This is a genomic window from Streptomyces sp. NPDC048278 (assembly GCF_040652195.1).
GTDB lineage: Bacteria > Actinomycetota > Actinomycetes > Streptomycetales > Streptomycetaceae > Streptomyces.
In genome coordinates, this window is sequence record NZ_JBEZLP010000001.1 from 261,557 (window position 1) to 282,981 (window position 21,425).

At 74.8% G+C, this 21,425-nt stretch carries 14 protein-coding genes; 8 read left to right on the top strand and 6 right to left on the bottom strand.

Annotated elements, in window-relative coordinates; all coding sequences use genetic code 11:
• Window positions 1–196: 196 nt before the first annotated feature.
• Window positions 197–997 (bottom strand): LysR family substrate-binding domain-containing protein, encoded by an 801-nt coding sequence (locus tag AB0D74_RS01250; protein ID WP_362578886.1) that lies wholly within the window; start codon window positions 995–997, stop codon window positions 197–199.
• Between the two features lie 167 nt (window positions 998–1,164).
• On the opposite strand from AB0D74_RS01250, the gene AB0D74_RS01255 reads away from it, so the two are divergent.
• The 8 genes from AB0D74_RS01255 (at window position 1,165) to AB0D74_RS01290 (ending at window position 15,994) form a co-directional block, all read left to right on the top strand.
• On the top strand, window positions 1,165–1,557 hold the full coding sequence (locus tag AB0D74_RS01255) for a DUF5997 family protein (RefSeq protein WP_362578889.1): 393 nt from the start codon (window positions 1,165–1,167) through the stop codon (window positions 1,555–1,557).
• A 209-nt stretch (window positions 1,558–1,766) separates the two neighbouring features.
• Window positions 1,767–2,621, top strand: a complete 855-nt coding sequence (locus AB0D74_RS01260; RefSeq protein WP_362578892.1) for a DUF4132 domain-containing protein — start codon at window positions 1,767–1,769, stop codon at window positions 2,619–2,621.
• Complete coding sequence (locus AB0D74_RS01265; protein ID WP_362578895.1) at window positions 2,618–7,558, top strand: hypothetical protein; 4,941 nt, start codon at window positions 2,618–2,620, stop codon at window positions 7,556–7,558. The genes AB0D74_RS01260 and AB0D74_RS01265 overlap by 4 nt, the downstream gene beginning before the upstream one ends.
• 46 nt (window positions 7,559–7,604) lie before the next feature.
• Window positions 7,605–8,768, top strand: a complete 1,164-nt coding sequence (locus AB0D74_RS01270) for an AAA family ATPase (protein WP_362578898.1) — start codon at window positions 7,605–7,607, stop codon at window positions 8,766–8,768.
• Window positions 8,769–8,772: 4 nt separating this feature from the next.
• On the top strand, window positions 8,773–12,264 hold the full coding sequence (locus AB0D74_RS01275; RefSeq protein WP_362578901.1) for a DUF5682 family protein: 3,492 nt from the start codon (window positions 8,773–8,775) through the stop codon (window positions 12,262–12,264).
• Complete coding sequence (locus tag AB0D74_RS01280; RefSeq protein ID WP_362578904.1) at window positions 12,261–14,207, top strand: hypothetical protein; 1,947 nt, start codon at window positions 12,261–12,263, stop codon at window positions 14,205–14,207. The genes AB0D74_RS01275 and AB0D74_RS01280 overlap by 4 nt, the downstream gene beginning before the upstream one ends.
• A gap of 164 nt (window positions 14,208–14,371) precedes the next feature.
• Window positions 14,372–15,247: a LuxR C-terminal-related transcriptional regulator gene (locus tag AB0D74_RS01285; RefSeq protein WP_362578907.1), complete on the top strand. Its 876-nt coding sequence runs from the start codon at window positions 14,372–14,374 to the stop codon at window positions 15,245–15,247.
• Window positions 15,248–15,253: 6 nt separating this feature from the next.
• The gene (locus AB0D74_RS01290) at window positions 15,254–15,994 is read left to right on the top strand and encodes a class I SAM-dependent methyltransferase (protein ID WP_362578910.1); all 741 of its coding nucleotides are present in this window, start codon (window positions 15,254–15,256) and stop codon (window positions 15,992–15,994) included.
• Window positions 15,995–16,034: 40 nt separating this feature from the next.
• Here AB0D74_RS01290 and AB0D74_RS01295 read toward each other — a convergent pair whose 3' ends face one another.
• Genes AB0D74_RS01295 through AB0D74_RS01315 form a run of 5 tightly spaced genes read right to left on the bottom strand, consistent with a single transcriptional unit; the run spans window position 16,035 to window position 21,303 of the window.
• Window positions 16,035–17,204: an MFS transporter gene (locus tag AB0D74_RS01295; protein WP_362578913.1), complete on the bottom strand. Its 1,170-nt coding sequence runs from the start codon at window positions 17,202–17,204 to the stop codon at window positions 16,035–16,037.
• On the bottom strand, window positions 17,182–17,727 hold the full coding sequence (locus AB0D74_RS01300) for a GNAT family N-acetyltransferase (protein WP_362578916.1): 546 nt from the start codon (window positions 17,725–17,727) through the stop codon (window positions 17,182–17,184). The genes AB0D74_RS01295 and AB0D74_RS01300 overlap by 23 nt, the downstream gene beginning before the upstream one ends.
• Entirely contained in the window at window positions 17,724–18,920 is a 1,197-nt protein-coding gene (locus AB0D74_RS01305; protein ID WP_362578919.1) for a type III PLP-dependent enzyme, read from the bottom strand. Before AB0D74_RS01305 ends, AB0D74_RS01300 begins: the two co-directional genes overlap by 4 nt.
• A gap of 8 nt (window positions 18,921–18,928) precedes the next feature.
• Window positions 18,929–20,248, bottom strand: coding sequence for a DUF6271 family protein (locus tag AB0D74_RS01310; protein WP_362578921.1), 1,320 nt, complete (start codon window positions 20,246–20,248; stop codon window positions 18,929–18,931).
• Window positions 20,230–21,303, bottom strand: coding sequence for a phytanoyl-CoA dioxygenase family protein (locus tag AB0D74_RS01315; RefSeq protein ID WP_362578924.1), 1,074 nt, complete (start codon window positions 21,301–21,303; stop codon window positions 20,230–20,232). Before AB0D74_RS01315 ends, AB0D74_RS01310 begins: the two co-directional genes overlap by 19 nt.
• Between the last annotated feature and the right edge of the window lie 122 nt (window positions 21,304–21,425).

The window sequence follows — 21,425 nt, forward strand, 5'->3', positions numbered from 1 at the left end:
GGCTCCCCGCGGAGCGCTCAGGCGGCCACCGCCTCCATCGCCTCCACCTCCACCTCCACCTCCGACAGTCCGGTCGGCGTCGGCACGGCCCTCGACAGCTTCAGGCCGGCCGACTCGAACAGGGCCGCGAACCCCGCCTCACGCGGGAGCAGATCGGGAGCGGGGCGAGGCAGGGTGCGGGAGGTCCGGCCGCCGCCTACGAGCGACGACGGGGCTTGCCGCGTTTCGCGGGCTTGGCGGGGTTGGCGGACTTCGCTCCGGCGGCACGCGCGCGTGCGGTGCGGGCGCCCGGCGTCGCCTTGGCCCCGGCGGCCGGCTTCTGCGCCCGTCCGGCCTTCTCCGGCGCGGCCTGGCCCGTCTTCCCCGGCTTGGAGGTCTCCGCGGTCTGTCGGCCACGGGTGCTGTTGACCGTGCGGCCACGGACGATGCCGATGAAGTCGTCGACCAGGTCCGTGGTGGCCTCCTCGGGCCAGGACAGGGCTACGGTCGACTCCGGGCCGTCGGTGAGCGGCCGGTAGGTGAGGTCCCGGCGGTGGTACAGGCGGGCCAGGGACTGCGGGACGACCAGGAGCCCGATCCCGGCGGCGACCAGTTCGACGGCGTCCTCGGTGGTCGCGGGGCGCTCGAAGGCGGGCTCGCCGGGCGGGGCGTCCCAGTCGAAGACGTCGTCGAGGGGGTGGCAGAGAACCTCGTCGGCGAGGTCGGCGACGGTGACCTCCTCGGCCGCCGTGATCACGTGGTCCTTGGGGACGACGACCACCGTGGTCTCGCTGTACAGGGGGATCGCGCTGAAGAACGTGCGGTCCACCGGAAGCCGCAGCAGACCGGCGTCCGCGTCACCCGCGCGCAGCAGGCCGGACGCCTCGGCGGCGGGGACCTGGAGGAGGGTGAGGGGGATGCCGGGCCGGCGCTCGTGCCAGATCCGAACCCATTTGGCGGGCGTCACGCCGGGGACGTACGCGAGCCGGAACGACGGTGTTTCCTCCGAGCCTGTCACCAGCCCAGGTTAACGGGCCACGGAGGGCAGCCCGGCATCGGCCACGGACAGGCCCCGGGTACCGGCCGGGGGCGGGCTGCCCGGGCAGCGGTGCACGGACGGCGGTGCACGGACGGCGCCATCGGTCGTGGTCAGGGCTTCCGCGCCCGGCCGATACCCTTGACCCCATGAGTTCGCACCAGACCGCCCAGACGATGAAGCCCGCGACCGCGGCGAAGAAGCTGGGCGTGTACCTGCCCGCCACGCCCGCCGCCTTCCAGGAGGGCGTCGTCTCGCGCGCCGAGCTGACCGAGCTCCAGAGCAACCCGCCCGAGTGGCTGCGCGAGCTCCAGGCCAACGGGCCGCACCCGCGTCCGGTGGTCGCGGCCAAGCTGGGCGTGTCCATCGCCGGACTGGCCCGCGGCGGGGTGACGGAACCGCTCACCACCGAGCAGATCGAGGAGCTCAAGCACGCACTGCCCGAGTGGCTGGAGAAGGAGCGCGCCACGCAGGCCGAGGTCCGCAAGGAGACCGTGCGGCTGAAGAACCAGAAGCGGGAGAAGGAGTCGGGTCAGGGCTGACGCCCTCCCCCTGCCTTCCACGGCCCCGGTCCCGGCGACTCCGCCCGCGGACCGGGGCCGTCGCCGTACCCGCCCGGGCCTCCTGCCTGCGTTCCCGCCCCCGCCGGACCGCGTTTTCCCCACCAGTGCAGGCCGCCGGGGGGGGGGCGTTGTCAGTGGTCTCCCCTACAGTCGCCACCAGTTGATCACTGCGGTGCGGGGAGGCACGCATGGGGTGGGTGACGGCCGGGGACTACGAGGTGGCCCTGGACGACGGGAAGGTGGTCTGCCGCAACGCGGCGGGGCGGAAGCTGAAGTCCGTGCCCGCGAAGCTGGCGGAGGATCCGGCCGTGCTGGGGCTGCGGCAGCTCGCCGAGTGGCTGGAGCGGCACGAACGGCAGTGCCTGGCCGACGTGGAGCGGTGGATGACCCGGTCCCTTCCGGTCCCGCTCGCCGTCCTCGCGCAGGTGTGGCCGGACCCCGCCTGGCAGGCGGCGCTGCGCGACCTGGTGGTCACCGGCGCCGACGGCCGGGTCGCCGGGTTCCTGCGGGACGCCGACGCCGGACGCGGGCTCGGCCTGGTCGACCTCGACGGCGACACCGTGCGCATCGCCCCCGAACTGGTCCGGCTGCCCCACCCGGTGCTCCTCGAAGACCTGGCCGAGCTGCGGGAGTTCGCCGTGGAACTCGGCGTCGAGCAGAAGGCCCAGCAGCTCTTCCGCGAGGTCTGGCACCGCCCGGCCACACTGGACGCGGAGGGCACCCAGGTCGAGGAGTACGCGGGCGGGGTCTTCAAGGAGCTCCGGTTCCTGCACGGCAGGGCCACCCAGCTGGGGTACCGCGTGCGCGGCGGCTACGCGGTGTGCTCGGTGCTGGAGGAGGGCCGCGGGATCGAGGCCCGGGTCTGGATCGGCGACTACGACAGCTACTTCGAGACCGAGACCGGCCCGCTGGCGTGGACCGATCCGGCCGGCCGGACGCTGAGGCTGGGTCAGGTCGGGCCGGTCGCCTGGTCGGAGGGGATGCGGATGGCGGCGGCGCTGTACGCCGGGCGGGACATCGAGGACGAGGAGCGGGCGGCATGACCGCGTACGACGACACCACCACGACCGCGCTGCTCGACGCCGGCGCGATCCTGCCCCCGGGCACGACCGTGCGGGAGGACGCCGACGTCCTGACCGCACGCACCTACACGCACCCCGCCCTCGACGGGCGGACGGTGGTCCGGCTGGTCCCGGGCACCCTCGGTGAGGCCGAGGACCTGGCGCTGGAGTTCCTCGGCCTGGGCCGGGAGCCGGAAGCGCCCGAGGTCGGCCAGGTGCGCCGGGAGACCCTGGGCTTCCCGGCCTGGGCGCTGGTGCACGACCCGGCCAACGGCCATCACGCCCTCGCCCTGGTCAAGGACGTCGAGCGGCTGGCCCGGCAGGCCAAGTCCAAGCCGGGCAACGCGAAGGAGGGCTTCGAGGCGCTCGGCGAGCGGCTCGGCCGAGCGGTCCCGCACTTCCTGCCGACCTTCTACGAGCAGGCCGCCCGCGTCTTCCTCCAGCACGAGAACGCGACCTACGCGGCGGCCTTCTTCGGCAAGGCCCGCGAGGCCGAGCGGGTGTACGCCCTCGCCGTGGACGAGGAGCGGCAGCGGGCGGTGTTCCTGGAGTTCGCCTTCGCCGGGGCACTCACCGTCAAGGCGCTCAAGGAGTACGTGAAGGATCTCGCGCGGCGGCTCGAACCGGCCACCGCCTGGGCGCAGTTCCGGCAGCTGACGGTGGAGCGCTGCGCGGCCGGCATGGCGCCGTACGCCTCGCTGCCCCAGGACGCGCGCGGGCTGATCAAGGCAGCGGGTCTGGACCGGGTCACCGAGGAGTGCGCGCTCGTCGCCGACCTGCTCGCGTCCCCGGCCGCCGTCCGCGCGCCGGCCTCCTTCTGGAACGCCTACCGGAGCGTGCTGCCGGTCCTCGCCGAGCGGCGGCCCGGGATCCGGGTCCGGCTGCTGGAGATCATGCCGGCCGGCCTCGGCCGGGACGTGGCGGACGACGAGTTCTGGCTGACACTGCTGGCGGAGTGCGGGGCGGACCTGCTGCTCACCGGGGACGGCGGCGGGGACGTCGACGCGGCGGACTGGCTCGGCCGGTGGGCCCAGCACCGCAAGCACGGCTCGGCGTACTCGCGCCGCTCCCCCGCGACGCTGGCGCTGGCCGAGCGGATGGCGCCCCGGCTGCGCGCCGGCGGGCGGCCCGTCGACCTGTTCACCGGGCGCTGGCAGGCGGGGGCCGACCTCGATCTGCTGGACCTGTGCGTCGCGGAGGGCATCGCGCCGGCCGTACCCGACACGGACACCCATGTGCACCTTCCGCTGGCCGTCTGGCTGGGCGACGAGCGGCCCGGACGGCGGGACCTGAAGGCCGTCGCCGCCGAACCCCGTTACCGCGCGCTGCTGTTCGAGGCCGTCGAGGGCCTCGGCCGGGGGCAGGGGCCCGCGGAGCTGCCCAGGGTGGCGGCGCATCCGGTCCTCGGCGACGTGCTGCGCGAGTGGCTGCAGGCGGCCACCGCGGAGTTCGCCGCCACGGCCGGACTGCCCGGCGCCGACGCGCAGCTGGAGCGGTTGCGCCCCTTCCGGGCGGTGGTGCAGGAGAGCCCGCAGGCGGTGCGCAGGCTCACCGGCTACGACGTCGTCCCGGTCCTCGGCCGTACGCTCCGCGCCGGGATCGTGGACGAACTGGGCTGGCCCGCGCTGGAGGAGGCGCTGACGCTGCTCGACGCCGAGGTGCGGGGGGACCGGGACCACGAGCTGTCGGTGACCGAGGCGTGGCCCGCGCTGATCGTGGCCCGCGGTCACAGGGCGCTCGTCGTCGGCCCCGAGGGGATCCTGCTCACGCACGAGCTGCGGCTGCCCGTCGCCCTGGATCGCTGGCAGCGGCCCAGGTTCCGGTACGCCGACGGCGAGCTGCTGGTGATGTGGCGGGACGGTACCAAGCAGCAGGGCTACTGGTCGAACCGCCCGTCCGAGGTGGTCGCGGTCGGCGGTGAGCAGATCACCGGCTGGTGGTCCGGCCTGGACGCGGCCAACGCCTCGATCCCGCTGCCCGGTGGCGGCCGGGCGACGGGCAGCCGCACCCTGCACGCCGGGGACACGGTCCTGCCGCCGAGCCGCCCGGTGCTGGGCGACGGCACCACGTACTGGCGCCAGGGCAGGCAGGGGCGGCAGTCGCTGTGGCTGGAGTACGACCCGGCGACGGGCGAGCACGGGCGGGCCTCGCTGCCCGCACTGCTGGCGTCGGCCGTCCGCGAGAACGCCTCGCTGCTGCACGGCTCCTGCGAGGTGCTGCCGCTCCAACCCGGCCTTGAGCACACCCCGTTCGGCACCGACGGCACGGTCCTCGGTCGATGGGTGCGGACCGAGGGCGAGGGTGCCGAAGCACGGACGACCGCGGGCACGCCGGACGGGCGGACCGCGACCCTGCGGGCGGAACGCAACGGCCGGGTGCCGCTGGGCGCCCTGCGGCTGCCGGGCGGGGCCGAGCCGATCGCCGCGCAGACGCACCGGAGCGTCGGCCTGCACATGGCCGACGGCACCGAACTCGGGCGGGTGTCCTTCGGCGAGTCCGGCGGGACGTACGCGGCCGGCACCCGGCTGGTGCCGCCGGTCGCGTTCTGGCACGCGCTGCGCCCCCGCGACGAGCGCGGATCGGCCGTGCTGCGCGCCCTGACCGACGCGTCGGCCGGTGAGCTGATGCGGGCGACGGCGACGGCCCTGGACGAACGGCAGGAGGCGCTGGCCCGGGCCGGCAAGGACGAAAGGGCCAGGGCCGCGGTACCGACCGCCGACGCCGTCGCCGTGACCGTGGTGGCGCGGGCGCTGCCCGAACTCACCGACCGGCGGCTGTTGTCGGGCGTCGCCGCCCTCGTCCACGCGGCGCTGCGGATCGCCGAGAGGGCCGGGTCCCTGGCCAGGCCCGCGCAGGAGCGTCCACAGCAGCCCCGGCAGCGGACCGAGGGCATGTTCGCCGACTACTCCCCGGACCACGGCACGGATCGGACGCTGTACGACGCCACGGCCGGAGTCGTGACCCTGCAGAGCGCCTGGCACGGCGGCTGGGCCGCGCTGCGCCAGATCCGCGCGGCGAACCACGTGCTCTCCGGCAGGCCCGCCGACGGCAAGCCGCTGCCGGAATCCGAGCGGCTCGCCCCCGTCGGCGACGGCTGGCAGAGCGACGAGCACACCATCCCCCGCATCGGTGCGGAATGGACGCCCGTCCTGGGTGCGCTGCGACCGCTCGCCTACCGCGCCTGCTCACCGGCCCTCACCGACGTCCAGCGCGAACCACTGCTCCTGCTGTTCGAGGCGCTGACCGAGGGCCCGCTCCCCGCGCTCGGGACCACGCTGCGCGTGGTCGTGCTCGGCGAGCCGCACGACAAGCAGCAGCGGGCGGGTCAGGTGCTGCGCCGGGACGGCCGCACGGTGGTCGTGCTCGGCTGCCAGAGCGTCGACGACCCGCTGGGAACGGTCAGGTGGCTGGCCCTGGACCACGACCCGTCCGGGGCGTTCGGTGCCGTCGGGCACTTCACGCTGGTCCGGGAGACCCGGCACACCGCCGGGATCCCGGCGGACCGGCTGGCCGAACTGACCCGGCTGGTACGGGAGAAGGGCGCCGCGCCGTGGCGTCCCGAGGCCCCCGAGGCACTGGCGACCGCGACGAGCGGCGCACTCGGCCCCCTGCAGGCCTCGGTGCTGCTGGCCGGCCACCCGCACGCCCCCGGTGCCGGGGAACTCGCCGCCGTCGGTCTCAAGCCCGGCCAGCGGAACCTCGGCGCGCAGTTGCTGAACACGCTGGGCCAGGACGAGCAGCGGGCGCTCCTCGGCGCACTGCTGCCGGACGACCCGGCCGAGCTGTGGACGACCGGCCCCGACACGACGGCCGCGGGCCGGCTGTGGGCCGAGCGCCTCGGCACCCTGGTACGTCTGCCGGAGGCCCTCAGCGCGGATCTCGCCGGTGTCGGCGCCGGTCACGCCGAGGCCGTGCTCAACCCCGCGCGCACCCCCTGGCTCGCCCGCACCACGGTGTTCCGGCCCGACAAGGACGGCGACCTCACGCCCGCCGACCCGTCGGCGGTGCCCGGTTCGCACACGCTGGCCGGTGCCGTGGAGAGCCTGGCCGCGCTGGCGTACGTGCTGCCGTACGGGCATGCGCTGCGGGCCGGGCTGGCGGACGGGCTCGGCGCGCTGCGCCGGCGGCTGGCCGATCCCGAGCTGCTGCTCGACCTGGACCTGGAGTGGACGGACAAGGGCGGTCCGACCTCCGTCCAGCTGCGCAAGGTCTTCGGTCTGCCCTCGTCCGGCGGGGGCGACGCGTACGGGCTGACGAGGGCGGGTGACACGCTGGTGCTGCGCCCCTGGTACGCGGAGACGGAGCATGTGCTGCTCCGGCCGGGAGCGCTGAGCGGAGCCGACGACCCCGTCTTCGGGCTCCTGGAGGGCCTGCTGGGCGAGGGGCGGGCGGTCCGGCTGCGGGCGGTCCGGACGATCCTGGGCGAGGCCCTCGCCCGGGCCCTCGCGGCCGAGGGCCCGGCCGGACACGCCCAGGACCCCACGGTCTCCGTGCCCGCGCTGGTCGCGGAGGTGGCCGAGGCGCACGGTCTCGGCACGGACGCGGCGGCGCTCTACCTGCAGTTGCTGGCGCTGCCCGATCCCACCGACCGCAACTGCGTGCGCTGGACCGGCTGGAAGCCCGCCCGGGTCAAGAAGGCGCGCGCCGAACTGGCGGCGACCGGCCTCGTCGTCGAGGCCAAGCGCCCGCGGGCCGGCCGCACCCTCTTCCTGCCCGGCGGCTGGCGCGAGTTCAGGAACCCGGCCCTGCCGCTGGAGACCTGGAAGGAAGCCCTCTACCCGGTCTCCGACGGCCACCGGACCTTCCCCCTGGTCCCGGTGCCCGAGCTGTTCGCCCGCGCCTGGGAGCGCGTGCGCTCCGGGGACGCCCCCGCGTACGAGCAGCTGACCACGCGGACCCGCGGAGGCCGCCGCCGATGACCACGATCCGCACCACCGCCCGAACCGCCCCGAAGGACGACCTCCGATGACCGTCAGCACCGCGCCCCCGCGCCAGATCGTCCCGCCCGAGGACCGGTACGCCACCGAACTGGCCTTCCTCGCCGCGTACGACGCCGGTCCACGCCCGCCCGCCTGGCGGCTCACGCCCCGGTCCGTCGTCACCTTCGTGATGGGCAGCGGCGGCCGGGCGCTGCGGCTGCCCGACGACGCGGAGGCGCCGGACGGGGTGCCGCGCCGGCTCGTCGTGGCGGACAAGTTCGTCGGCGACCGGGCCCTCGTCGAGCGCTGTGTGGTGACCCTCGCCGGTGAGCGGGGGCTGCTGCTGGTCGGCGAGCCCGGCACCGCCAAGTCGATGCTGTCCGAGCTGCTGTCGGCCGCGGTGTGCGGCACCAGCGGCCTGGTCGTGCAGGGCACCGCGGGCACGACGGAGGACCAGCTCAAGTACGGCTGGAACTACGCCCTGTTGCTCGCCCAGGGCCCGACCCGGCAGGCACTCGTGCCCTCGCCGGTCCTCACCGCGATGTCCCGGGGTGCCGTCGCACGCGTGGAGGAGGTCACCCGTTGCCTCCCCGAGGTACAGGACTCCCTGGTCTCGCTGCTGTCCGAACGGCGCATCGCGGTGCCCGAACTGGCGGGCACGGACGACGCGTTGGCGCACGCGGCACCCGGCTTCACCCTGATCGCCACGGCCAACCTGCGGGACCGGGGCGTCTCCGAGATGTCCGCCGCGCTCAAGCGGCGCTTCAACTTCGAGACGGTGGGCCCGATCGCGGACCTCGACGCCGAGACCGCTCTGGTACGCGGCCAGGCACGGGCGTCGGTGGAGCGGGCCGGAGCGCCCTTCCAGGTCGACGACGCGGTCCTGGAGGCCCTGGTCACCGCCTTCCGCGACCTGCGCGAGGGACGGTCGGCGGAGGGCTGGGAGGTGGAGCGCCCGTCCACGGTGATGAGCACGGCCGAGGCGGTGTCGGTGGCGGGTGCGCTGGCCCTGGCGGCGGCCTACTTCCCCGGGGACCGCGACGTCCTCGGCCTGCTTCCGGGCCATCTGCTCGGCGTCGTACGCAAGGACGATCCCGCCGACGCGGCCCGGCTGCGCGGCTACTGGGACGGTCCGGTGCGGCGGCGCGCGGAACAGGGCTCGGCGACCTGGCGCACGCTGTGGGACCTGCGTACGGTCCTGGAGGCGTGACGTCGTGCCCGACTCCCCCGAGGCGGCCCTCGCCGCTCTCACCGACCCGGCGGGGCCTTACCTGATCGGCGTACGACACCACGCGCCCTCCCTGGCCGCCGCCGTCCCGGCGCTGCTGGACACGGCGGACCCGGACGTACTCCTCGTCGAGCTGCCCGCGGAACTGCAGGAGTGGCTGCCGTGGCTGGCCCACGAGGAGACCCGGGCCCCGGTCGCCCTCGCCGCGGCACCGGCCGACGGCAGCGGCGGCCCGGCGTTCTATCCGTTCGCCGACTTCTCCCCGGAACTGGCAGCGGTGCGGTGGGCCGGGCGGCGCGGGGTGCCGGTGGTCGCCTGCGATCTGCCGCTGGCGGACCCGGGGTGGCGGGAAGGGGAGCGTGCCGCGCAGGGGCCGGGCCGACTGTCGGACGCCCTGCGGGCACGGCTCACCGGCCGGCCCGGCGACGACCTCTGGGACCGGCTGGTCGAGGCCACCGCGCCCGGCTCGGCACCGGAGGCGCTGCGCCGGGCGGCGCTGCTGGCGGGGTGGGCGCTGCGGGAGGAGTCGGCCGTGCCGGAGGTGGATCTGCGGCGGGAGGAGTGGATGCGGTCCCGGCTGGCCGAGGCGACGAAGAACGGCGAGCAGGCTGCCGCAGTGGTCGGTGCCTTCCATACCCCCGCACTGCTGCGCCCCGTCAGGGGCGCGGGGCTGCATTCGATGTGCGGCTGCCGCCGCGTGGGCGCAACAAGCCCCCACCGGCCCGCACCCGAATGGACAACCTCCCTCATCCCCTACACCTACGCCCTCCTGGACGAGCGGTCCGGCTACCCGGCCGGCATCCGCGACCCCGAATGGCAGCACATGGTTCTGGAGGCAGCGGGCGACCCCCTTGCCCTGGAACAGTCGCTGACCAGCGCGGCCGTCCGCGTCTGCGCCGAACTCCGCGGTCTCGGCCACCCCTCGGGCCCCGCCGACGCCCGCGAGATCACCCGCCTCGCCGGAGACCTCGCCCGCCTCCGCGACCTCCCCGCCGCGGGCCGCGGCGAGTTGGTCGAGGCAGTCCAGACCGTACTGGCGCAGGGCGAGCCGTACGGCCGGGGCCGAGCCGTCGCCAGGGCGATGGAGAACGTCCTGGTCGGCACCCGCGTCGGCCGTCCCGCGCCCAAGGCGCCCCGCAGCGGTCTCGCCCCCGCCGTGGAGGCCGAGCTCGGCGAACTCGGTCTGCCCGGTCCGGCTGACGGCGGCCCCGGCGCCGCCCGGGACCTGCGGCTCGACCCTCTCCGCTCGGATCTCGACCGGCGCCGCGAACTGCTGCTGCGCCGCCTGACGTTGTGCTCTGTGCCGTACGCCGAGGCGAGGCCGGTGACCGGGACCGGCGGGGCCGACGCGCTCACCTCGCGCTGGGAGGTGCGCTGGACGCCGGCGACCACCGCGATGCTGACGGCGGCCGGTGTCCGCGGGGTCACCCTCGCCCAGGCGGCCGAGGGCCTGTTGCGCGAGCGGAGCCGCAAGGAGCGGGACGCGGGCGGCCCGACGGCGGCCCAGGTGCTCGACGGCCTGGCGCAGGCGGCGCACTGCGGCCTGCCCGGCCTGGTCGAGGAGCGGCTCGACGACACCGCCGAGGTGCTGCCGGACGTCGGCACCCTGCCTGAACTCCTCGCCGGTCTGGCCCTGTTGGACCGGTTGCGGACCGGTCACATCGCCGGGCTGGACACGGATGACGACCGTACGGCCAGGTCCGTCGCCGTGGCCGGGCTGCTGACGGCAGCCGCGGTGCGCCAGGTGGACGGCCTGACCGGTTCCGAGGACCCGGCCGATGCCCACGCCCTGCTCGAACTCGCCCACCGCGCCGACCTGTCGGGCGGTATCCGGCTCGCCGACGCCTTGGCCCGGCTGGCCGCCGACGGCTCCCCGTTGATGCGGGGCGCCGCCGGAGCCGTTCGCGTCCTGCTCGGCCAGGAGGATCCGGGGACGTTCGGCGACCGGGTCGCCTCCTGGGTGGACGGGGCGGTCGACGCCGAGTCGCGGTCGGCGCTCACCGCCCGGCTGACGGGGCTGCTGACGGCCGCCGGACGGCTGCTGGAGGCGGCGGCACCGGCGCTGGAGCCCTTGGCCGAGCGGGTGTCGGACCTGTCCGACCGGGATTTCCTCGATCGGCTGCCGGCCCTGCGCGGTGGTTTCGACACGCTGAGCCCGGCCGACCGCGAGCGTCTGCTGTCCGGGGTCGAGGAGCGGCTCGGCGTCGACCGGGTGGCCGACACCGGAGCCGTCGACCCGGCCGCGCTGGCCACCTGGACCCGCGCGGACCTCGCCGCGCGCGAAACCCTGCGCACGCTCGGCCTGTTGCCGCCGCCGCGCAGGCACCAGGAGTCCGCGTCGACCCGGGCCGGCACGTCGACGCCGCCGTCGGAGCGTCGACTGGCCCCCGCCGACCGCTGGCGGCTGCTGCTCGGCCGCCGTACCGATCAACTCCCCCGGTCGGCACGGGCCTTGGCGACCGCGCTGGACGAGCTGTACGGCCGCGGGCGCGGCGAGGGCAGCCGGGGTGACCTCGGCGGCACGGGCGGCGGGCGCGAGGCGTCGTATCCCGGGGTGCGGGAGTGGTCGCAGGAGCTGGCGGCGCTGTTCGGGCCCGGCATCCGGGAGGAGGTGCTGGCGGCGGCTGCCGCGACGGGACGGCAGGACGTGCTGGCCGAGCTGGAACCGGACGGCGTGCGGCCCTCCGTGGACCTGCTGCGGTCGGTGCTCCGGCACGCGGGCGGGCTGCCCGAGGCCCGGCTGGCCGCGCTCCGCCCGCTGGTACGGCGCCTGGTGGACGCGCTGACCCGGGAGCTGGCGACCCGGCTGCGCCCCGCGCTGCACGGCACCGCCCTGCCCCGGCCGAGCCGGCGCCCGGGCGGCGGCCTGGACCTGCCGCGCACGCTGCGGGCCAACCTGGCAACCGCCCGCCGGGCGGCCGACGGCACGGTCCGGGTGATCCCGGAGCGCCCGGTCTTCCGGACCCGGGCCCGGCGCACCGCCGACTGGCGGCTGATCCTGGTGACGGACGTGTCCGGGTCCATGGAGGCGTCGACGATCTGGGCGGCGCTGACCGCCTCGGTACTGGCCGGGGTGCCGACCCTGTCCACGCACTTCCTCGCGTTCTCCACCGAGGTCGTCGACCTCACCGGGCATGTCGACGACCCGCTGTCGCTGCTGCTCGAGGTGAGCGTCGGCGGCGGCACCCATATCGCGGCCGGGCTGCGGCACGCGCGCGAGCTGGTGACCGTGCCGTCCCGCACGCTGGTGGTCGTGGTGAGCGACTTCGAGGAGGGCTACCCGGTGGGCGGGCTGCTCGCCGAGGTCAGGGCGCTGGTCGGGGCGGGCTGCCAGGTGCTGGGCTGCGCGAGCCTCGACGACTCGGGGCGGCCCCGCTACTCCACCGGCGTCGCGGGGCAACTGGTGGGCGCCGGAATGCCGGTCGCCGCCCTCAGTCCGCTCGAACTCGCCCGCTGGGTAGGGGAGAAGATCGCATGAGCACGGAACGGGACCTGCCCGCCGTCGCCCCGGCCGTGACAGCCGAGCTGGTCGCGACCCTCTCGCCCCGGTTGCGCAAGCGGCTGGACGCGGGCATCGCCAAACTCGCGGACCGGCCGGTCACGCGCGACGGCGACACCGTGCGCGTCACCGTCGACGACGAGGGCTCGGAGCTCGAACTGCACGCCCCCGGAGGCGTCGTGGCCGACGCCGTGGCCATCCGCTGCGGCTGCCTGCTGGCCCCGGACTGCCTGCACCGCGCGGCGGCGGCGTCGGCGGCGCCGGTGGCCGACATGACGGAGGCCGGAGAGCACACGGAGGATACGGGGGACACAGGGGACACAGGGGCCTCGGGCGACACGAGGGACACGGGGGTCGCGCAGAGCACCGCGGGCACGGGGACCACCAAGACCCCTGACACCACCGGGACCCCCGACACCACCGGTACCCTCAACACCAGCAGCGCCCTCAACACCACCGGCAGCACCGGCAGCACCGAGACCGCCTCGCAGCCCACGCCCGTCTCGGGCACCCCTGCGGCACCCGCCCCCGACGAGTCGGCGGCGCCCCCGCAACTCGCTGCCGCCCATGCCGTTTTCGACGCCGTGGCCGCCGTGCTCGACGCCGGTACGGACGGTTCCGGTGCGGTGCTCCAGGCGGAGTTGCTGCGGGCCGCGCACTCCGCGCGCCTCGCGGGTCTGCCGCGGGCCGCCGCGGCGGCGGTCTCCGTGGTCACCGCGTTGCGCGCGGCCCGCGCGGCCGATCCCGCGTTCCGGCTCGCGGAGCTCGTCGGGGCCGTGTCGGAGGCTCTGTTCGTGGCCCACCGTGTGCCCCATGCCACGGGTGCCGAGCTGGCCGGGCTGCGCGGCACGGCACGGCAGCCGTACACGCCCGACGGTTCGCTGCGGCTGTTCGGCCTGTTCTCGGAGCCGGTGCTCACCGCGAGCGGCCATGCGGGGGCCGTCACCTGGACCGCCGATGCCGCGGGGCGGCTGTACACGGTCTCGGACGTGGCGCCGGGCGGCGCGGGCCGGGCGGTGGGCGCCGCCGACCGGGCCGTACGGATCGGGGACACGACGCTCACGCACCGCGAACTGGCCCGGGCCGGGCTCGCGGTGTCGGGGGCGACGGTGTCGCCGACCGGTCGGCTGGGGGCAGGCGCCGCGGTACGGGCGGTGCGCGCGTCGGGGGTGGAGTGGCGGGCCGATCCGCTGGACGGGCTGTGGGCGGTGCCCGTGGCCGAGCAGGTCGGGCAGGCCCTGGGCGGCGGCCACGGTCTGCTCTTCCTGGAGGTGACGTTGGTCGGCGCGGTGCGCGAGGCGGCGGGCGACTGCCTGCTGGCCGACTGCGGCGGTGTGCCGTTGCGGCTGACGGCGGCGCACGATCATCCGGCGCTCCCGCACCGCGACAACCTGCGGCTGCTGGCCGCCGCGCGGGGCAGTCGGCTGCGAGTGGTCGCACGCCTCGCCGCGGCCCCGCACGCCCGGGCCCAACTCCTCGCGACGGAGCACCCCAAGGGCGCCGGGAGCCGTGTCGACCTGGGGCTGGACCGCCTCCAGCGCGCGGACCTGCCGGCCCCGGCGCAGGCCTCTGCCACCTCCCCGCTGTCTCCTTCTGCGGCGGGCGAGGCGGTGCGCACGTCCGACGAGGCGCCCCTGCACCTGCTGCGCCGCCGAACCGAGCAGGCGGTTTCGGGCGGGCGGCGCGTGCTGGCCTTCCCGGGTGACTCCGCGGCCGACGTCCGCCGTCTGCACCGGCACGGTCTGGGGACGGCCGGCGATATCCTCGACGAGTTGCTCGCCGCGGCTGCGGAACGCTCGCGCGACGTCTTCGGCCGTCTCCTTCCGGCGGACACCGGCCGCTTCGCCCGGGCCTGGCTGGCCGCGGGGCGCTACACGGACGAGGTCGACCGGGTGCTGTGCGCAGCCGCCTGGGGTGGCTGACCGGATCCGGCGACGACCGGGAGCGGGCCGCCGCTCCCCCGTGCCGGCGGCCCGCGTGACCGGAGTCGTCCCATCCGGTGCCGGTACCCGGTTGAAGCATGGGGCACCTGGCCACCGCCTGGGTATGCGTATAACTGCGTAGGGGCACGAGCGGAGAGGAACACGTGGTACACGGGCTGGACAGGGCCTACGAACGCCTCACCGAACTGGCCGTCGCCGCGCTCAACGAGCGCGAGCCCGAGCGGCTCTGGCCACTGCTGGCCGAAGCCGTGACGGGCCTGTGCGGCGGGGAGACGCTGATCTACAAACTGGACGACTGGAGCGAGGGCAAGGGCACGCTCGGCCTGTCCCCCGCCGCCGCCGAGACCTTGGACCGGCTCGGCGGTGAGGCGCTGGGGGTGCTGCGGTCCGGCTACCCGTTCGCCCACCACTACGAGGCCGGCCTCGGCCGTAGTCCGGTGACGGCTCGTCGGCTGGCGGGGCGGGGCTGGCCGGTGAGCGAGACCGCGCGGGTGCTCGGCGACAGCCTGGACCTGCACGAGGTGCTGGCGCTGCCGCTGCCCGGCTCGGTCGCACCGATCACGGGCTGCCTGGTCTACCGCTCCGGTGCGGACTTCACCGACGACCACGTGCGGATCGCCGAGCGCGCGCAGCCACTGCTGGCCGCCGTGGAGCAGCAACGCCGGCTGCTGGAGCAGTGGCGCCGGTCGTCCGCGGCGCCCGGCGGGGCGGAGGAGAGCGCGGCGGACTGTGCGCTGACGCCCCGGGAGATCACCGTTCTCCTCCTGCTCACCGACGCCCTGACCGCCGACGCGATCGGCCGTCGGCTGGGCATCTCGGCGCGTACGGTGCACAAGCACGTCGAGAACATCTACCGCAAGCTCGGCACCCGCGACCGCCTCGGCACGGTCCTGCACGCCCAGCGCCTGGGGCTGGTCCCGGCGCCCGATCCCGCCCGCCCCGGCCCGGGCCGCCCGTCAGCCGCCGCTCACCGGCCGGGAAACCCGATGGACGGCACCGTCGTCCGCCCGGCACAGTGACCGCTCGTGACGACCAGTGAGCTATGGAGCCGAGCCGAAGCCGACCGCTACGACAGTGAGGAGAGCGAGATGTCGTCGGCCGCCGTGCTCGGCCCGACCCTCGACTTCCTCGCCGGACTCGCCGGAGACGGACCGGCGTTGGAGTTCGCCATCGGCACGGGGCGGGTCGGTGTCCCGCTCCGGGAGCGCGGGGTGCCGGTCGCGGGCGTCGAGTACTCCGAGCACATGGTGGCGGTCCTGCGGCGGAAGGCCGACGCGGAGACCCTGCCGGTGGTGGTCGGGGACATGGCCACCGCCACCGTGCCCGGTGAGTTCACCCTGGTCTATCTCGTCTACAACACGATCTCGAACCTGCTCACCCAGGACGAGCAGGTCGAGTGCTTCCGCAACGCGGCCCGGCATCTGCGGCCCGGCGGCCGTTTCGTGATCGAACTGGGGGTGCCGCCGCTGCGGCTGCTGCCGCCGGGCCAGGTCGCGGTGCCGTTCGACGTCTCCGCGGGGCATCTCGGCTTCGACACCTTCGACCTGGTCGAGCAGATCCTCGTCTCGCACCACCTCACCCGCGACGGCGAGGACGGCCGCTACCGCCGGAACGCCTCCCGGCACCGCTACGCATGGCCCGCAGAACTGGACCTGATGGCCCGCCTCGCGGGCCTCACCCTGGAACACCGCGTGTCCGACTGGCACGGCACGCCGTTCACCCAGGACTCCGCGAAGCACATCTCGGTGTGGCGTCGACCCGAGTGATCGGCCCGGCCACCGGCCCCGGCACCGGCGTCGGCACCGGTCAGCCGCTCACCGGCGTCCACTGGATCCGTGTGCTGCACAGGGAGACCACGACAGCCGCTGCGGCGACGACTGCGAGGCCCCATGCCAGGCTGCTGGAGCTCGCGACGAAGCCGATGAGGGGCGGGCCGGCCAGGAGACCTGTGGTGCCGGTGGCCGCGACCAGGGCCAGCGCTTCCGAGCCCTGTTTCGCCGCGGCGACGTAGACGCAGGGGGTCACCGCCGCACAGCCCAGGCCGACGCAGGCGAAGCCGATGAGCGCCGCCGCCACTCCGCCGCTCAGCAGGGCGAAGGCGAGCCCCGCGGCGGCGAGGGCGCTGCCGAACAGCACGACGCGGCCGTCGCCCCAGCGGCTGCGCCAGCCGTCCGCGAAGAGGCGGGCCAGGACCATCATGCCGGAGAACACGGCGATGCCCATCGGCGCCAACTCCGCGGTCGCCTTGGCGACTTCGCGCAGGTAGAGGGCGGACCAGTCATTCATGGCGCCCTCGGTCACGGTGCCGAACGCCATGGCGCAGCACATCCAGAGCGTGACCCGGGACGGCAGGCTCCAGCCGGTGCGGCTCCTGGCTTCGTCCTCCTTCTCCGCCGCGGGGGCCTCGTCGCCGAGCAGACCGGGGCGCGCCAGGGCCGTCAACAGGACGAGGACGGCGGCGGCCACGCCGAAGTGCGCCGGGACCGAGGAGGTGGCCGCGTTCATGCCGGAGGCGAGCAGCGCGGCGAGCAGGGAGCCGGCGCTGAACGTCGCGTGCAGCCGGGCCATGGTGGTGCGGCTGTACCGGGTCTCCAGGGTCGTTCCCTGCGCGTTCATGGCGACGTTCAGGCACCCGACGAACACGCCGTCGGCCACCATGACCAGCAGGGCGACCGGGTAGTCCGGGGCGAGTGCGAGTCCCAGGAGCAGCAGGGTCAGGCAGAGGGCGGACAGCAGGGCCAGCCGCGCGGAGCCCAGCCGTTTCATGAGGACCGGCACGAGGGGGAACGAGGCGACCGCGCCGATGCCGGCCGCCATCAGCAGCACGCCCACCTCGGCCGCGGTCAGCCCGAGGTCGGCCTTGATGGCGGGGATCCTGGCGGCCCAGGTGGCGTACTGGAAACCGAGGGCGCAGAACAGTGCGGCGATGGCCACCTGGCTGCGCTGGAAGGGGTCACGGGCAGGGAACACGCGCATCAACTCGCTTCGTCGGCTCGACCGTCGTACGGGACATGTAGACGGCGTTCGCGCCGTATCCGTCCGGGGAGACCCCGGGGTGGGCGGTGAACCCGCGTGCCGACCAGAACGGTTCGCTGCGGCCGACGGCGATCAGCGAGATGCGTTCGAATCCGCGGGCGGTCGCGGTCCACGTGAGGTGGTTCAGGAGACGCCGTCCCAGTCCCCTGCCGCGCAGCCGTTCCACGACGACGAGGTCGTGCAGGTGCAGGTTGCGCGGCGGGAGGGAGGTCAACGCGGGCTGCTCCGCCCGTTCGAGGTCGGGGTAGCCGAAGGACGGGTACGGCAGCGCCAGCACGTAGCCGGACTGCCGGGAGCCGACGTCGAGGACGAAACAGGTCTCCGGCGAGGCGTCCGCCCTGGAGCGCAGGGCGGCGCGCCCCTCCGTGAGGCCGAGCTCCGTGTAGGCGCGGGATTCCATCGCGGTGATGGCGTCCCAGTCGGCGTCGGCGATGGCGCGTATGCGTACGCCGTCGCCGCTCACCGGTGCTCTCCGTCGACGCAGGTGTACGGGAGCGGGGCGAAGCCGTTGAAGCCCTGGGTCGTGTAGCTGATCGCGTAGGCGCCGCTGGAGAGCACCCAGACGGGGTCGCCGGAGGCCAGGTCCGCAGGGACGCGGACCAGGGCGTGTCCCCGGGGGTAGGCGTCGTCGCTGTCGCAGGTGGGTCCGGCGAGCACGGCGGGGACGTACGCGGACCCGGCGTCGGGGTGCGTGTCGGGGTGGCCGGGGAAGACGAGCGGGTACTGGAGCGCGTCCATCTCGTAGAGGCCGTTGAACTTGCCGCAGCTCAGGTAGAGCCAGTGCTGCCGCTCGCCGTCCGGTCCGCGCCGCTCGGACAGGCGGGCCACGTGGGCGCGGACGGCCCCGTGGTCGGCGACGAGGTGGCGTCCCGGCTCCAGGACGAACGAGAGGTGCTCGCCGTGGACCTTCCTGAGGTGGCGCATCCCCTCCCGGACGACGGCGAAGATCTTGTCCAGCGGCGGTTCCAGGGGCAGGCCGTGCCGGTCGAGGTAGTCCAGGGCCGGCAGGCCGCCGCCGAGGTTGACGTGGTCCAGGACGATTCCGCGCCGCCCTAGGGCGGTCAGGACGTCCGCCAGGCAGTCGACGGCGCTGTGCCAGGCGTCGGCCGTCATCTGCTGGGAGCCGACGTGCACGGACAGCCCGGAGGGTGTCAGGCCCGTCTCCCGTGCCGCCTCCAGGATCCGCACCGCGTCCGCCGGTGAGCAGCCGAACTTGTCGCTCAGTCCCCACAGCGCCCCGTCGCCGCTCGTGGCCAGCCGGCAGAACACGCGGGCTCCCGGGGCGTGGGCCGCGACGGCCGCCAGGTCCTCGACGCTGTCGGTCGCGAAGTCCCGCACGCCGAGCCGGTGGGCGTCGGCGATGTCCCGGTCGGACTTGACGGTGTTGCCGTAGTGGGTCCTGCCGACCGGCACGCCCGCGCGCAGCGCCTGCTCCAGTTCGCGGGGGCTCGCCCCGTCGACCCCCGCGCCCTCGCTCGCGAGGCACTCGACCACCTCGTCCACCGGGCAGGCCTTCAGGGCGAACCGGACGTCGACGCCGGGCAGTTCACGCCGGAGGGTGGCGTAGCCGCGCCGGATCCCGGCCAGGTCGAAGAAGATCCCGTCCTCGGTGGCGTCCGCCAGTGCGGCGAGCAGGGGCGCGGAGGCGTGGGCCATGGCCGCCGTCACCGCCGCTGCCCGGGTGCCGGGGGTACGGGGGTACGGCGGGCCGCGCCGACCAGCGGTTCCCACGCCTCCGTGAGCAGGGCGAAGTCCTCGATGTCGCCGCGTGCTTCGTCCAGGAGGCGTTCGCGGCGCCCGCTGAGCAGGTCGGCGAACTCGGCGTACCGGCCGCCGAGTTTCCGGTAGGCGGTGTCGAGGGCGTCGAGCCGGTGGACGTTCTCGCTCCGGTCGAGTCCCGCGCTCTCCCTGGCCAGCCGGGCCACGGTGGACGCGCGCACCCGGCCCTGCCCGTCGAGGAGCGACTCGCCCTCTCGGGCCATGTGGTCGTAGACGGAGTTGAAGTAGAGCATCGACAGCAGGAACTTGACGAAGCGCAGCTGGTACGCGACGAACCCGGAGTCGGTGCGGCGTTCACCGGTGTAGAAGTTGACGATGTTCCGGTTGTGCAGGACGCCCGGCAGCGCGGCGTCGTGGACCAGGTGGATCAGGAAGTAGTCGCTGCCGATCGTGTCGGTCGCGGGCGGCAGGGGCACGTGTTCGTGCACGCCGTGGAAGGCGATGTTGCACATGTCCACGCGCATGGGGTCGACCAGGGTCAGCGTGGAGTGGTCGGCGGTGAAGGCGTCCGTGCCCGCGCCCCGGAAGGACTCCTCGACGAGTTCCGTCTTCTGCTCGGGCGTCCAGTGCGCGGGCGCCCACAGGCCGACCATGTCGTGGTAGACGTCCGGGTCGATGCGGAGTATCTCGCCGATGTCCACGGACAGTTCGCCGACGAAGGAGCTGCCGACCATCGCCACCCGCCGGTCCATGCGGTCGGCGGTGAGCGCGGTCTCGGTGACGTGGCGGGCGGCGTCGGCCGCGCGGCTGCCGAGGGACAGCAGTTCGTGGTGGACGGGGAAGACCGGCTCGCCGTCCACCGCCTGGTACCGGCTGTCGGAGTCCCTGCGGTGCACGGACTCGCAGCCGAGCGCGGCGGCGAGGAGGAAGGCGCGGTTGGTGCAGGCGCCGTAGGAGACGCCGGCGGGCAGCATCAGGTCAAGGAGGAGGTCGGGCTTCGTGGCCGCGGACCGGTCGATCGCGCGCCGCAGGAAGTCGCGCTGCCGTGCCTCGTCGAGGTGGTGGACGACGATCCGCGGGTTGTCGGGGATCCGGCGGACGGCCTCGGCGTGTTCGGCGTGGGCCGGTGCGGCGCTGGAGTCCAGGATCAGGAGGTGCACCTCGGTGTCGAAGTGCCGGGCGGCGTAGGCCGCTTCCTCGGCCACGGCCGTGATCGTCGCCGCGCAGGGCCTGTTGGTCGGCAGGGTCAGGCAGATTCGGCGCATGTCTCTTCTCCGGCCGGCCGCTGCGCACCGTCGAGGTCCGCCCCGCTCCAGGACGTGCGGCCCAGCAGCCTGGCGCCGAGTTCGTCGAGCGTGGCCCTTCCGTACCGCAGGGACTCGTGCCGCCTGGCGTCGCCCAGCAGCGTCGCGTTCCAGTCGGGCGTGGCGAGGGTGCGCCAGGACTCGACGCGGGAGCGCCGGAGCGGTTCGTGGGACTCCAGTGCCGGCATCATCGACAGGTACTGGACCGCGCGCACCGTCCGCTCGGAGGTGTTCGGTGCCACGCCGTGCGCCAGCAGGCCGTTGAAGATGAGCAGGTCGCCGGCTTCGAGTTGCGGGCGTACCACGGGGAACTCGGCGCGGTCGATCCTGGGCCGGATCGGGTCGCGGTCCTCCGGCTGGAACGCCTTCCACTGGTCGAAGCGTTTGAACAGTTCGGGGCAGCACTGGAAGCCGCCCAGTTCCGGCCTGGTGTCGGTGAGGGCGATGATCCCCTGGACGCGCTGCGGCAGGACACCGAGCGTGGTGTCGACGTCCCAGTGCAGCTCGATGTCGAAGCCCTCGGCGGTGCCCGGGATCAGGGCCCGGTCGCGGTTCCTGATGTTGGGCGGGTTCAGGTTGAGCCGGTCGAGCGTCACCCACAGCTCTTCGCAGTCCCAGACGTCGACGAAGGCGTCGTAGACCCGGCGGTTCTGGCGGCTGTCCCAGAGGAGCTGGTGGTGGTAGGCCTCGACGAAGCCGTAGACGTGCAGGTCCCGGTCGAGGTCGGAGCGGTACTCGCGCTCCTCGTACCAGGTCTCCGGGCGCTCGGGGTCCATTCCCTCGAACTCCCAGGCGAAGTCGAGCAGTCGGCGGGCGGAGGCGGCGGGGACGGCCTGCTTCACCACCACGTAGCCGTACGTCTGCCAGTGGGCGAGGTCCTCCTCGGAGAGGACTCGCAGCGGGAGGGTCTTGGTCAGGTCCCGCAGGGGTGTCTGAGCGAGGTAGGTCTCGCCGTCCGAGCTGAAGTAGGGGATGTCCGAGGGGGCTCGATGGAGATAACGGTCAGTCGTGGGCATGCGGTGCTCCACACCTCGATATCAGGTACCGGCGGCCCGACCGGGTCGCCAACTGCGCGGTGTGAGGGGCGGGGACCGTGCCTGCAGGGTCACTGCACCACGGGCCACACCAGCCCCTCTTC